At 64.8% G+C, this 13,144-nt stretch carries 14 protein-coding genes; 7 read left to right on the plus strand and 7 right to left on the minus strand.

Annotated elements, in window-relative coordinates; translation table 11 throughout:
• Positions 1-3 precede the first annotated feature (3 nt).
• On the plus strand, positions 4-639 hold the full coding sequence (locus DCM79_RS23260) for an MT-A70 family methyltransferase (protein WP_257176525.1): 636 nt from the start codon (positions 4-6) through the stop codon (positions 637-639).
• Between the two features lie 67 nt (positions 640-706).
• Here the strand turns inward: DCM79_RS23260 and DCM79_RS23265 are convergent, their stop codons facing one another.
• From DCM79_RS23265 to DCM79_RS23285, 5 genes are all read right to left on the minus strand, one after another.
• Positions 707-1,996 (minus strand): HNH endonuclease, encoded by a 1,290-nt coding sequence (locus tag DCM79_RS23265; RefSeq protein WP_257176526.1) that lies wholly within the window; start codon positions 1,994-1,996, stop codon positions 707-709.
• 87 nt (positions 1,997-2,083) lie between these two features.
• Positions 2,084-5,047, minus strand: a complete 2,964-nt coding sequence (gene uvrB / locus DCM79_RS23270; protein WP_257176527.1) for an excinuclease ABC subunit UvrB — start codon at positions 5,045-5,047, stop codon at positions 2,084-2,086.
• A 93-nt stretch (positions 5,048-5,140) separates the two neighbouring features.
• A complete protein-coding gene (locus tag DCM79_RS23275; RefSeq protein WP_257176528.1) occupies positions 5,141-5,371 on the minus strand; it encodes a hypothetical protein in 231 nt (76 codons plus the stop codon).
• Between the two features lie 56 nt (positions 5,372-5,427).
• Positions 5,428-5,652, minus strand: a complete 225-nt coding sequence (locus DCM79_RS23280) for a hypothetical protein (protein WP_257176529.1) — start codon at positions 5,650-5,652, stop codon at positions 5,428-5,430.
• A 127-nt stretch (positions 5,653-5,779) separates the two neighbouring features.
• Positions 5,780-6,697 carry a LysR substrate-binding domain-containing protein gene (locus DCM79_RS23285; RefSeq protein WP_257180827.1) on the minus strand — a complete coding sequence of 306 codons (918 nt, stop codon included), beginning with the start codon at positions 6,695-6,697 and terminating at the stop codon, positions 5,780-5,782.
• Between the two features lie 206 nt (positions 6,698-6,903).
• Between DCM79_RS23285 and DCM79_RS23290 the strand changes: the two genes are divergently transcribed.
• The 3 genes from DCM79_RS23290 to DCM79_RS23300 all read left to right on the plus strand — a co-directional run bounded on the left by DCM79_RS23290 (position 6,904) and on the right by DCM79_RS23300 (position 8,736).
• On the plus strand, positions 6,904-7,683 hold the full coding sequence (locus DCM79_RS23290; protein WP_257176530.1) for a sulfite exporter TauE/SafE family protein: 780 nt from the start codon (positions 6,904-6,906) through the stop codon (positions 7,681-7,683).
• On the plus strand, positions 7,680-7,910 hold the full coding sequence (locus tag DCM79_RS23295) for a hypothetical protein (protein WP_257176531.1): 231 nt from the start codon (positions 7,680-7,682) through the stop codon (positions 7,908-7,910). The genes DCM79_RS23290 and DCM79_RS23295 overlap by 4 nt, the downstream gene beginning before the upstream one ends.
• Positions 7,911-8,037: 127 nt before the next feature.
• Positions 8,038-8,736, plus strand: a complete 699-nt coding sequence (locus tag DCM79_RS23300; RefSeq protein WP_257180828.1) for a glutathione S-transferase family protein — start codon at positions 8,038-8,040, stop codon at positions 8,734-8,736.
• Positions 8,737-8,825: 89 nt separating this feature from the next.
• Here DCM79_RS23300 and DCM79_RS23305 read toward each other — a convergent pair whose 3' ends face one another.
• Positions 8,826-9,023 (minus strand): hypothetical protein, encoded by a 198-nt coding sequence (locus DCM79_RS23305; protein WP_257176532.1) that lies wholly within the window; start codon positions 9,021-9,023, stop codon positions 8,826-8,828.
• Positions 9,024-9,137: 114 nt separating this feature from the next.
• On the opposite strand from DCM79_RS23305, the gene DCM79_RS23310 reads away from it, so the two are divergent.
• The 3 genes from DCM79_RS23310 (at position 9,138) to DCM79_RS23320 (ending at position 12,179) form a co-directional block, all read left to right on the plus strand.
• Entirely contained in the window at positions 9,138-10,550 is a 1,413-nt protein-coding gene (locus tag DCM79_RS23310; RefSeq protein ID WP_257176533.1) for a DUF1800 family protein, read from the plus strand.
• Between the two features lie 2 nt (positions 10,551-10,552).
• Positions 10,553-11,773, plus strand: a complete 1,221-nt coding sequence (locus DCM79_RS23315; RefSeq protein WP_257176534.1) for a DUF1501 domain-containing protein — start codon at positions 10,553-10,555, stop codon at positions 11,771-11,773.
• Positions 11,774-11,858: 85 nt separating this feature from the next.
• Positions 11,859-12,179 carry an antibiotic biosynthesis monooxygenase gene (locus DCM79_RS23320; RefSeq protein WP_028134425.1) on the plus strand — a complete coding sequence of 107 codons (321 nt, stop codon included), beginning with the start codon at positions 11,859-11,861 and terminating at the stop codon, positions 12,177-12,179.
• Between the two features lie 13 nt (positions 12,180-12,192).
• Here DCM79_RS23320 and DCM79_RS23325 read toward each other — a convergent pair whose 3' ends face one another.
• The gene (locus tag DCM79_RS23325; RefSeq protein ID WP_028134426.1) at positions 12,193-13,134 is read right to left on the minus strand and encodes an aldo/keto reductase; all 942 of its coding nucleotides are present in this window, start codon (positions 13,132-13,134) and stop codon (positions 12,193-12,195) included.
• Between the last annotated feature and the right edge of the window lie 10 nt (positions 13,135-13,144).

Below are 13,144 nucleotides of genomic sequence, written 5' to 3' on the forward strand. Positions count from 1 at the left end.
CCGATGCTTTCCGCCGGACAGGATTTGCTGCGCTTTGCGGACGGTCGGCGCTTCTCGACGATCCTGGCAGACCCTCCGTGGCAGTTCACCAACAAAACCGGCAAAGTCGCTCCAGAGCACAAGCGGCTATCGCGCTACGGGACGATGAAACTGGACGAGATAAGCGCCCTTCCGGTCGCGGATATCGCGGCCGCAACCTCACATCTGTATCTTTGGTGTCCCAACGCGCTGCTCCCCGAAGGGTTGGCGGTGATGAAGGCTTGGGGATTTAATTACAAGTCCAATATCGTCTGGCACAAAATCCGAAAGGATGGTGGTTCGGACGGACGAGGAGTGGGCTTCTATTTTCGGAACGTAACCGAACTGATTCTGTTCGGTGTCCGAGGAAAAAACGCTCGGACCCTCGCGCCGGGACGTCGACAAGTGAACTTGTTAGGTACCCGCAAGCGAGAGCATTCGCGTAAGCCCGATGAGCAGTATGACATCATCGAAGCATGTTCGCCTGGACCATTCGTGGAACTGTTTGGTCGAGGGTCAAGAAAAGGATGGTCTACCTGGGGCGACCAAGCGGATGATTACAAGCCGACGTGGAAGACGTATGCAAATCATTCGCAGTCGAGATTGGTGGCGGCAGAGTGACCTATGCTCTCCAAATTCTGATTTCATAATTTGCAAGGATCAGCAAAGAATTCCTAGCCGACAGCATTCATCGTTTGTCTGAAAACCAATCGTAATGCCAAACGACGCACGAACTGTCGAGAGTGTGAGATGGTGTGAGAAGTTTATTGTTCAGGGGATCGGATGGCACGGACGAGTATAGCCGCAACTTCGATCCTTCAACTTTGACCCGAAGAACCCCTCGATCAAACTGCAAGTGATGGTTCGGGCAGAGCACGAGCAAGTTAGCCATCTTGTCAGGGCCGTTATGCGGCTTTCCTAGCGGCTTAATGTGCGCTGCCTCTGAATAGAACCGATTTTCTCCAACGCCTAACTGTATGCCGCAAAACATGCATTTATGATTGTAGTGTAGGCGCAACTGCACGGCAATCTTGCGATTGCGTTTTTGAGCCAATCGCGAAATCATAGAGCGTTCGACGCTCTTGTCCGATCCGTCTTGATCGAGCCACTCGGCACCCGATGGCGGTGTCAATTCCGCGCGGGTCGGAGCTGATGCTGGAGTTGAGCGCGCGACTTTAGATGTCGACACTTTGGAAGTTTTCTCGAAACGAAGAAGTCCGCCAGCAGCCAAATATGCCTTTACGAGGCTTCTTGCATTGCTCTGCACAGTAGCTTCCGAGGCGCCCAATAACTTGTAAAGTTGTTCATTTCTCACCACGGCGAGAAGTTCGCTCTCTCGGGTGTGACCGGTGTCTAAACTGTATCGGTCCCACGCAAGGAAAAGCGCTGATGCCATCCAACTGTCGGCGCCTGTGTTGATGGTCCCGGCTGCCGTGGGCAAATATCCGGCAAGCTCAAAAAAGTGACGATAGTTATTCCGCGACTTAACCCTGACCTGACCTTGGCCGATCAAGTTTGCAGCAAGAAACCTGTCTAGTCTCTCTTGAGCAAGCGCAGCTGTTTGCCAAGCGCCATCTCGCCACAGAACCTGCCTAACAAACTCGTTTGCCCAGAGTGCTGGTCGTGATGGGCCTTTATAAGGAGGCGTCCCAACCCTGTTGAGATGAAATGCAAAAAGCGCCAAGCGGTCAAAATCGCTCGTGTGGGGCCGTCGAATAGCTTGGAATACAAGCTCATCTACCGCCATCTTCCCTTGGAAATTGTGGAGAAAGAAATTTATAGGAATCAAATCCAGCGACGAGTCGTCAATGCCGGATTGCTTGCGCCAAATATCTCGTGGGACCGCCTTCAGTGTTGATCTGTAACCTAGCCGAATCGCGTCGTAGAGATTTTTGAATCCCTTTCCTCCCCAAGCAAAATTCTTAGTGAAACTGCCTGGCTTATGCTTGGGCAAGAGAACCATGGCAGCGGACGCCATCGCGAATCATTTCAGATAGACAAATAATGGGAGAACGACCCAAAGTCGTAAAGTCGGCTGTCTCCTGCAATAGCGCTGAAGATCAGCCTACCTCTTCTTCCACCCGCCCCGTCGCCCCGGCATCCCGCCCGTCGACTTCGGCGCCGGCCCGAATTCCGGTCCGGACTGCCTTGAGTCCGTCGGCTGGATGATCCGGCTGGTGCTGCCGAACGGCTTCGCCGGCAGGCTCGGCTTCTCGCGATAGGGCAGGGATTCCGGGCCGTGCATCTCGTCGAGATGCGGCTTGTGCACCTTCGAGCCGCTGCTGCCGCCGCTGGCCTTCAACGCGGAGCCGACCGTCTTCTTCTTCATCGCGCTGACGGGCAGGTTGGCCGCGTCGCCGTATTTCCTCGTGCCCGCATAGGCGCCTGCCTTGCCGGCGACGGTGCGCTGCTTGGCGGTGGGATCGTCGACCACCGCGAGCTCGGTGGCGCGCAGGCGCTTGACCTCGTCGCGCAGGCGCGCGGCTTCCTCGAAGTTCAAATCGGCGGCGGCCTCGCGCATGCGGGTTTCCAGATCGGCGAGCACGGCCTCAAAGTTGTGGCCGATCGAGATGACGTCGTCGGTCATGTCGTGGCCGCCGACCTCGACCAGCACGTGGTCGCGCTCGTAGACCGAGTTGAGGATATCGCCGATCTGCTTCTTCACGCTCTCCGGCGTGATGCCGTTGGCGTTGTTGTACTCGACCTGCTTCTCGCGGCGGCGGTTGGTCTCGGCGATGGCGCGCTCCATCGAGCCGGTCATCTGGTCGGCGTAGAGGATCACCTTGCCGTCGACGTTGCGCGCGGCGCGGCCGATGGTCTGGATCAGCGAGGTCTCGCTGCGCAGAAAACCTTCCTTGTCGGCATCGAGGATGGCGACCAGCGCGCATTCGGGGATGTCGAGGCCTTCGCGCAGCAGGTTGATGCCGACCAGCGCGTCGAAGGCGCCGAGGCGCAAATCCCTGATGATCTCGATGCGCTCGATGGTGTCGATGTCGCTGTGCATGTAGCGGACGCGGATGCCCTGCTCGTGCAAGAACTCGGTGAGGTCCTCCGCCATGCGCTTGGTCAGCACCGTGATCAGCGAGCGATAGCCGGCCTGCGCGGTCGCACGCACCTCGCCGACGAGATCGTCGACCTGGGTACGGGCCGGGCGGATGTCGACGGGAGGATCGATCAGCCCGGTCGGGCGAATGACCTGCTCGACGAACACGCCACCGCTCTCGTTCAGCTCCCAGCCGCTCGGCGTTGCCGACACCGCGATGGTCTGCGGCCGCATCATGTCCCATTCCTCGAAGCGGAGCGGGCGGTTGTCCATGCAGGAGGGCAGGCGGAAGCCGTATTCGGCCAGCGTCGCCTTGCGGCGGAAGTCGCCGCGGAACATGGCGCCGATCTGCGGGATGGTGACGTGGCTTTCGTCGGCGAAGATCAGCGCGTTGTCGGGCACGTATTCGAACAGCGTCGGCGGCGGCTCGCCGGGGCGGCGCCCGGTGAGGTAGCGCGAATAGTTCTCGATACCGGCGCAGCTTCCCGTCGCCTCCATCATCTCGAGGTCGAAGGTGGTGCGCTGCTCCAGCCGCTGTGCCTCCAGCAGGCGGCCCTGGTTGTGGAGCTGGTCGAGCCGCTGCTTCAGCTCGAACTTGATCGACTTGATCGCCTGCACCAGCGTCGGCCGCGGCGTCACATAATGCGAATTGGCGTACATCTTGATGAATTCGAGCTCGTCCTGCTTGTGGCCGGTGAGCGGATCGAACTCCTCGATGGACTCGATGGTGTCGCCGAACAGGTTGACGCGCCAGGCGCGGTCCTCATAGTGCGCCGGGAAGATGTCGATGACGTCGCCGCGCACGCGGAAGGTGCCGCGGGTGAAGTCGGCCTGGGTGCGCTTGTACTGCAGCGCGACGAGGTCGGCGATCAGCTGGCGCTGGTCGATGCGCTCGCCCTTCTTCAGCGCGAAGGTCATCGCGGTGTAGGTCTCGACCGAGCCGATACCGTAGATGCAGGACACCGAGGCGACGATGATGACGTCGTCGCGTTCGAGCAGCGCGCGCGTCGCCGAGTGGCGCATGCGGTCGATCTGCTCGTTGATCGAGGAATCCTTCTCGATATAGGTGTCGGTGCGCGGGACGTAGGCTTCGGGCTGGTAGTAGTCGTAATACGAGACGAAATACTCGACCGCGTTATCAGGGAAGAAGTTCTTGAACTCGCCGTAGAGCTGGGCGGCGAGCGTCTTGTTCGGCGCCAGGATCAGGGCCGGGCGCTGCGTCTTCTCGATGACCTGCGCCATGGTGTAGGTCTTGCCCGAGCCGGTGACGCCGAGCAGCACCTGGGTGCGGTCGTTGCGATTGATGCCCTCGACCAGCTCGGCGATCGCGGTCGGCTGGTCGCCGCGCGGCTCGTAGGACGACTTGATCTCGAAGCGCACGCCGCCCTCGGACTTTTCCGGGCGCGGCGGCCGGTGCGGCGTCCACACCTTGGTGGAGCCGTCGTCCTTGCGGAATTCCGGCCGGCCCTCGCGGATCAGCGATTCCAGGGCATCGGCGGTGGCCTTGACGCCGAGCGCTTCCATCTTGCTGCGAGGCGGCCGCGCCAGCGCCTCGGCATCGTCCTCCTCGGTGGGAAGCCCGAGCTGCCGCGCCAGTTCCGGATCGAGCGTCGGGATGGTGGCCGCCGTGCCGTAATTGGCCTGCGGTGCCTCGTCGAAGCCTCCGGCCGACGCGCGGGCGCCCGCTGGCTGCGGATTTGGGCGCAGCGGCATCGGGCGTGCGGTATCTTGCGGAAACTCCTTCGGTGTCGAGGCGCGCGCGCGATGTGCGGCGGCCTCGCCGCCTGAGCGACGGTCGCGCGAATTGTCCGGCGGCGGCTGCAATCCGGTGCCCGATCCCAGCCCGGCGTCGCCGCGATTGATCGCGGGATTGAGCAATTCGGCCAACGCCGGCCCGATCGGCTGCACGTCGGGCCGATGCGCCTTCGAGTTCGGAGTCTTGGGGGATTTGCCGGATTTTTCGGAGGATGCAGGTTTCTTCGCCATGGGGCGAATATGGGACGAGTCCGCCTCCCGATAAAGGGCGAATGGCCGTCGCCATGCAGGCTGCTGACAGCAGGTTGGCAGCAGGAAGGAACCTTACGCCGCCGGCAGCGGACCTTCGCCGTCCTCGCTCGCCTGATAGGGTTCGAGGATGTCGAGATGGAGGCCGCCGCAATCGGTGCAGCGCATGGCCCAGTACTCGCATCCGGCCCGCCCGCCGATGACCCGGAGCACGGTGAGATCGCCGTCGCATTCCGGGCATTTGGACAGCACGGCGCGGGCGTAGATCCGCGGCCGCGACGGGTCTTCGAATTCGATGACTGACATGACCATTTGCCCCTTCTTGACCTGCGTTGTCCCTGGTTGCCCGCCGTCCGGCCCGCTCATTCGTTGTCGCTGTCGGTCCGCCGGCGGAAGCGGTCGATGTGGTGCTTGGCGTCGGCGATCGCGGCGTTCTGATCGGGCCAGGCGAAGCCAACTTCCATGGCCGGAAACAGCACGCCGTCGATGGCGAGGGGGCTGAGATCGGCGCGGCGGATGCGGGCGTGCCAGAGGCCTTTGCCAGCCTCGAAGGATTCGATGTCAAAGCCGTCGTAGAGCGTCGTCATGGTCGTCCCCGAAGTGTTCCGTACGTGTCTTGTTGGAGGGTCAGGGGACCACGATTGCGATGTTCGGGATGTGAAGCCGTTCACAAGTGGGCGGCTTTTTTGCCGCTGGACGGCAGTTTTGGGGGCGTCAGTTCCGCGCCGCCGTGCGGCCGCTCCGCTTGCCCGGCCGGGCCGCGGGTTCCGCCGCCGCCCGCATGATCCAGCGGCGGAACGCGGCGAAGTCGCGCTGCTCGGTCTGGAAGCTGCGATAGAGCAGATACCAGCGCATGCCCTTGGGCACCGAGAGGTCGAACGGCGCCACCAGCCGGCCGGCGGCGAGGTCGTCGTCGATATAGGGGCGGATGCCCATGGCGATGCCGAGCCCGTCGGCGGCCGCCTGCAGCGCCTGGCCGTAGAACTGGAACTCGGGCCCACGCGCGTTGATCCGGGTCGCGCCGGCGGCCTTCAGCCAGATCGGCCAGTCCTCAGGCGAGTGCGCGACGCGGATCAGGCTCGGTCCCTTCAAATCGGCCGGGCGCCTCAGCCCGCTCGCAAGACGCGGCACGCAGACCGGCGTGAGGTCGCCTGCGAACAGCGGTTCGGCGACGAGGCCGGGCCAGTCGCCGGTGCCGAGCTTGATGCCGCAGCTCCAATCCTCCCCGAACGGCACCGACGCGCCGCCGGTGGTGAAGCGCACCTCGATATCCGGCTCCTCGCTGCGAAACTCGGACAGGCGCGGGATCAGCCAGCGCATCGCAAAGGTGTGGCCGACGCCGATGGTGAGCACCCGGACGCTCGCCGGAGCCGTCACCTGCGCGGTGAGGCTGGCCAGCGCATCGAAGATCGGCGTCAGCCCGCTCTGATAGGCGCGGCCGGCCTGCGTCAGCACCAGGCGGTTGGCCTTGCGCTCGAACAGCGCGACGCCGAGCCGCTCTTCCAGCAGATGCACCATGCGGCTGACCGCGGCTGCGGACACGCTCAGCTCGAGCCCGGCCGCGGCAAAGCTGCCGGTCCGCGCCGCCGCCTCGAATGCCTTGATGCCGTTGAGAAACAGCAGCCGCCGCAAATGCAAGACCCTTATGCACGACCCTCAGGAAAGCTGAGGCCAGGGCAAGATAACTCAGTTTGCGGGGAGGGAGCAAGCGAGGCACGTTCGGAGTGTAGATTTGTGCTGATTTGTTGAAGGGCGCGGTTCTTCGCCTCTCCCCGCCTGCGGGGCGAGGGAGTGCACGCGGGATGCGTCCCTTACGGTTCTCACAGGAGTCCCCCTACGTGACGCCCCTGATGATCGCTGCCCTCGGATTGCTGATGGTCGCCACCGCGTTCCTGTCGGGGCTGTTCGGCATGGCGGGCGGGCTGATCCTGATCGGCGTGCTGTTGGCCTTGATGCCGCTGCCGACCGCGATGGTGCTGCACGCGATCACGCAGATGGCCTCGAACGGCTGGCGCGCGTTGCTGTGGCGGGCGCATATCCGCTGGCGGCCGGTCGCGAACTACATGGTCGGCGCCGCGCTCGCGCTCGCGGCGTGGTCGCTCACCCGCTACGTGCCGGACAAGCCGATGGCGCTGCTGCTGCTCGGCATCACCCCGTTCATGGCGCGGCTCCTGCCTGCGAACATCAAGCCGGACCCTGATCGTCTCTGGCAGGGCACGGTCTACGGCACGATCTGCATGGGCCTGATGCTGATGACCGGCGTCTCCGGCCCGCTGCTCGACACTTTCTTCCTCGGCGGCGATTTCGGCCGGCGCGAGAAGGTGGCGACCAAAGCGATGTGTCAGGTCGTCAGCCATTTCACCAAGCTGATCTATTTCGGCGGCATCATCGATCAGGCCGCAAGCCTCGACCCCGTGCTCGCGGGCGTCGCGATCGCAGCCTCGATGCTCGGCACCACGCTGGCGCGGCGCATCCTGGAGGCCATGACCGATCAGCAGTTCATCGCCTGGTCGAACAAGCTGATCACCACCATTGCCTGCTATTACATCGCCTATGGCGGCTGGCTGTTGCTTCGCGCGCCGGTGCTGGCCGCCTTCGACAAGGGAGGTTTGCAATGAGCGAGATCGCCGATCCGCTGGTGCTGGACTTCGTCGAATGGGTCGCGCGCGAGCCGCGCGCCTATGCCGAGGTGATTTCGACCTGGAAGACCTCGTGCCCGCGCCTCACCATCTGGGAAGACGCCGCTGAGCGCGGCTATGTCGCGCGCGAGACGCTGCCCGGAATGGGGCTGATCATCGCGGTGACGGAGGATGGCGAGAGGCTGCTGCGCGCGAACGGGCGGTGATACGCAGATCTGTCTCCACATCGTCATTGCGAGCGCCAGCGAAGCAATCCAGAATGCTTCCGCGGCGGCAGCCTGGATTGCGTCGTCGCAAGAGCTCCTCGCAATGACGGAGCCAGTGGAGGCGCCTTTGTCACTCAAGCTCTACGAACTCGTCGGCACCGACCCCTCGCGCCCGTTCAGCCCGTATTGCTGGCGCACGCGGATGGCGCTGGCGCACAAGGGATTGGCGGCGGAATCGCTGCCCTGGCGCTTCACCGAAAAGAGCACGCTTGTGCCCCACGGCTCGGAGAAGGTGCCGGTGCTGCTGCACGATGACAGGCCGATCGTCGATTCCTGGACCATCGCGACCTATCTCGAGGACAAGTTTCCGGACCGTCCGTCGCTGTTCGGCGGCGAGGGCGGCCGCGCCATGGCGCGCATGATCAATGCATGGGGCGATATCGCCATCGTCGGCGGCATCTTCCCGCTGATCGTCGCCGACATTCCGAACAATCTCGGCGAGACCGACGCCGCCTATTTCCGCCAATCGCGCGAGGCGCGCTTCGGCGGCAAGAGCCTGGAAGAGGTCATGTCGAGCCGCGACACCGGCGTGGTCGCCTTCCGCAAATCGCTCGAGGTGATGCGCCAGACGCTGAAGAAGCAGCCCTTCATCGGCGGCGGCGCGCCGAACTATGCCGACTACATCGTGTTCGGCGGCTTCCAATGGGCGCGCGTGGTCAGCCCGTTCAAGCTGCTGGAGGCGGACGATCCGATCCATGCCTGGCGCGAAAAACTGCTCGGCGCGTTCGACGGCATGGCGCGGACATCGCCGGGACATCAAGTGTAGACTTCGTAGGGTGGGCAAAGGCGCAAAGCGCCGTGCCCACCACCTCTCTCGATCAAAAAACTGCGTGGGCACGCTGCGCTTTGCCCACCCTACTGTACTGCCTCCGCCGCCGCCTTGCGCAAGCACTCGCGGCACAGGCAATCCTCGCCAGCGACCGGCATCGGTAGTTTCGCAATCTCTTCCGCGCACCAGCATGTGCCCGACAGATCGCAACCAAACTCCGTGCCGCAGCGCGCGCAGGCGAGGCGGCGCGGTTTCGGCGGTGAGGATTCTTTCGGATTTGTCATGTTTTGCGCCGAAGCTTCGCCGTGATTTTCATGTCGGGTTCATGCGTCGTTGCGGTATATTAGGCGTCGCGCGCGGACTCGGAAAGCGGCTCCCGGCACGCGAAGGACAAATCGATGGCCCGCGATTCGCAAGCCGCGCTCGTTGCGCTCAACCGTTTCGGCTTCGGTGCCCGCGGTGGCGCCTCGGGCGATCTGATCAACGCAAGCTCGGATCCGCGCGGCTTCGTGAAGGCGGAGCTCGCGCGGCCGAGCGGCGTGCTGCTGGAGGCGCCCGGTCTGCAATCGACGCAGCAGCTGGGGCAGGCCGTCTTCGCCTATCAGGATCAGGTCAAGCAGGCGCGCGAGGCGGCAAGGACGGCCGCGCCCGCCGACATGCCGGCGCCGGCCGAACAGAAGCCTGCGCCGCAGCCGCTCAACGTCATTCAAAAGACCTTCCGCGCTGAAGCGCTGGCACGGTTGCAGCGCGCGACGCTGGCAGAGTGCGGCCTCACCGAACGGCTCGTCGTGTTCTGGTCCAACCATTTCTGCATCTCCGCGAGCAAGGGCGAGCTGGCGCGGATCTGGGCCGGTGCGTTCGAGCGCGAGGCGATCAGGCCGCACGTGCTCGGGCGCTTCGCCGACATGCTGAGGGCGGTGGAACAGCATCCGGCGATGCTGTTCTTCCTCGACAACCAGCAATCGCTCGGCCCGGACTCGCGCGCCGGCCAGAATCGCAAGCGCGGCCTGAACGAAAATCTCGCGCGCGAGATCATGGAGCTGCATACGCTCGGCGTCGGCGGCGGCTATACGCAGGACGACGTCACCTCGCTCGCCCGCATCATCACCGGCTGGACTTTCGCCGGACGAAAGGGCCAGCTCGGGCCCCCCGGCGCCTTCGTGTTCAACGCCAATGCGCACCAGCCGGGGCCGCAGATGCTGCTCGGCAAGACCTACGAGGCGGCGGGGCTCGCGCAGGGCGAGGCCGCGCTCGCCGACATCGCGCGGCATCCCTCGACCGCGAACTTCATCGCCGGCAAATTCGCTCGTCACTTCGTTGCCGACGATCCGCCGCCGGCGCTGGTCGCGCGGCTGCGCGACGTCTTCGTCAAGACCGACGGCGATCTCAAGGCACTTGCCATGGCGCTTGTCGATTCCGATGAAGCGTGGAGGGCGCCGCTGACCAAGATGCGCTCGCCTTACGATTTCCTGGTCGCGAGCGGCCGGCTGCTCGCGCGGGTGCCGGAGGACCCGGGCCGCTATCTCAACGGCCTCAACCTGCTCGGTCAGCCGCTATGGTCGCCGCCCGGCCCCAACGGCTTTCCCGACACCAATGCCGCTTGGACCGCGCCTGAAGGCATCAAGCTCAGGCTGGATATCGCCGCGCAGATCGGCGCGCGGCTCGGCAACAATATCGACCCGCTCGACCTTCTCGAGTTCGCGGCGGCCGATGCGGCCTCGATCGAAACGCGCAGAACCGTCGAACGGGCGGAGTCGCGGCAGCAGGCGCTGGCGCTGCTGCTGATGTCGCCGGAAATGCAGAGGAGATGATCATGATCGACTGCGTCGAGAACCGGCTCCTCACCTCGCGCCGCGGTCTTTTGCTCGGCGGCGCCGCGTTCGCGGCCTGGGCTTACCTGCCGAAATTCGCACGCGCGGCCGACGGGCGCGATCCCCGGCTGATCGTGGTGATCCTGCGCGGGGCGCTCGACGGACTTTCGACCGTCGCGCCGATCGGCGATCCCGATTATGCCGGCCTGCACGGCTCGATCGCGCTCGCGGCGGACGGCGCGCATCCCGCGATTCCGCTCGATTCCTTCTTCGCGCTACATCCGGCCATGCCGGAATTTTCGCGCATGTATCGCGACAAGCACGCGGCGGTGATCCATGCGGTGGCGACGCCCTATCGCGACCGCTCGCATTTCGACGGACAGGACGTGCTCGAAAGCGGCTACGCCGGGCCGGGTCGCGTGCAGTCCGGCTGGCTCAACCGCGCGCTGGAGGCGCTGCCGCGCGGCGAGCGCGTATCGAGCGGTCTTGCGGTCGGACCCACCACGCCGCTGGTGCTGCGTGGCAACGCGCCGACCGTCGGATGGGCGCCGGTGGCGCTGCCGCAGGCGGATGACGACACCGCGATGCGGCTCGTCGATCTCTACCGTCACCGCGATCCCGCGCTGGCGACGGCACTGTCGCAGGGCCTCCAGCTCGACAAGGCCGCGAGCGGCGACGACATGAAACGCAGGCCCGGCAATGCGGTGGCGCAGATGCGCCAGGTCGCGCGCGGCGCGGCCAAGCTGATGGCGGCGGACGACGGCCCGCGCATCGCAGCGCTCGCCTTCGACGGCTGGGACACCCATGCCAATGAAGGCGGCCCGGTCGGCCGCCTCGCCTTCCTGCTCGGCGGGCTCGACGGCGCGCTCGCCGAATTCGAAAGCGGCCTAGGAGAGCGCTGGCGCGACAGCGTCGTCGTCGTCGCTACCGAATTCGGCCGCACCGCGCGCATCAACGGCACCGACGGCACCGATCACGGCACCGGCACGATCGCGCTGCTCGCCGGCGGTGCCGTGAAGGGCGGCCGCGTCGTCGCGGACTGGCCGGGCCTCAAGCTTGCGAACCTCCACGACGGCCGCGACCTCAAGCCGACCACGGATCTGCGCTCGGTGATCAAGGGCGTGCTGCAAGGACAGTTCGGCCTGTCCGATCGCGTGCTGGCGGACACGGTGTTCCCGGACAGCGCGAGCGCGAATCCGATGAAGGGATTGGTGGCGTCATAGCAGCCGCCGTCATTCCGGAGCCCGCGCCTTGCGGCGCCTCCCGGAATGACGACATGATGGGCCGAGCATCAGGAGAACCACACCCATGTACATCGCCATGAACCGCTTCCGCGTCGCCAAGGGCTCCGAGGCCGCCTTCGAGCAGGTCTGGCTTTCGCGCGACACGCATCTGGACAAGGTGCCGGGCTTCGTCGAATTCCATCTCCTGCGCGGGCCGGAAGCCGAGGACCATACGCTCTACGCTTCGCACACGGTCTGGGCGAACCACGCGGCGTTCGAGGCCTGGACCAAGTCGGAGGCGTTCCGCGCCGCGCATGCGCGGGCCGGCGACACCAAGCCGGCCTACCTCGGTCATCCCCAGTTCGAGGGCTTCGAGGTGATACAGACGGTGGGCGGCGCGAAGTAATAGGTCGCGGGTTTCAACCCAGCGTGATCCTGTCGATCTCGGCCATCTCGTCCGCGCCGAGCTTCCAGGCGATCGCCTTGACGTTCTCCTCGATCTGCTCGACGCGGGTCGCGCCGGCGATCACGCTCGACACCTGCGGGCGCGCGGCGAGCCAGGAGAAGGCGAGCTCGAGCATGCTGCGGCCGCGCGCCTTGGCGAAGGCCTGGAGCTTCTCGACCATGTCCTCGTTGCGCGGCGTGACGTAGCGGTCGCGCAGTGCCGGTGCCTTGGCAAAGCGCGTGTCGGCGGGGGCCGCGGCGCCGCGCTGGTACTTGCCGGTGAGCAGGCCGCTGGCGAGCGGGAAGAACGGCAATAGGCCAAGCCTGTACTCCTGTGCCGCCGGCAGCAGGTCCTTCTCGATGTCGCGCACCAGGAGGCTGTATTCGTCCTGGCACGAGACGAAGCGGCTGACATTCATCGCGCGCGCGGTGAACTCGGCTTCCGCGATCCGCCAAGCCGGGAAGTTGGAATTGCCGATGTAGCGGACCTTGCCCTGCCGGATCAAATCGTCGAGCGCGCGCAACGTCTCCTCCATCGGCGTCAGCGGATCGTAATCGTGCTGCTGGTAGAGGTCGATGTAGTCGGTCTTCAGCCGTTTCAGGCTCGCTTCCACGGCCTCCATGATGTAGCGGCGCGAGGCGCCCTGCCTGGTGCCGTCGGTCGCCATCGGCTTGGCATATTTGGTGGCGAGCACGATGTCCTTGCGGCGGTCGCCGAGCACGGTGCCGAGCACCGTCTCCGAGCCGCCCATGCCGGCATAGATGTCGGCGGTGTCAAACAGCGTGATGCCGAGATCGAGGGCGCGATGGATCACCTTGCGCGAGGTCTCCAGATCGGTGCGCTGGCCGAAATTGTTGCAGCCAAGCCCGACCGCAGACACGCGAAGGCCGGAGGCGCCGAGATTGCGAATTTCCATTGAGATGATC

The sequence above is a fragment of the Bradyrhizobium sp. WBOS07 genome (assembly GCF_024585165.1).
Lineage (GTDB): Bacteria > Pseudomonadota > Alphaproteobacteria > Rhizobiales > Xanthobacteraceae > Bradyrhizobium > Bradyrhizobium japonicum_B.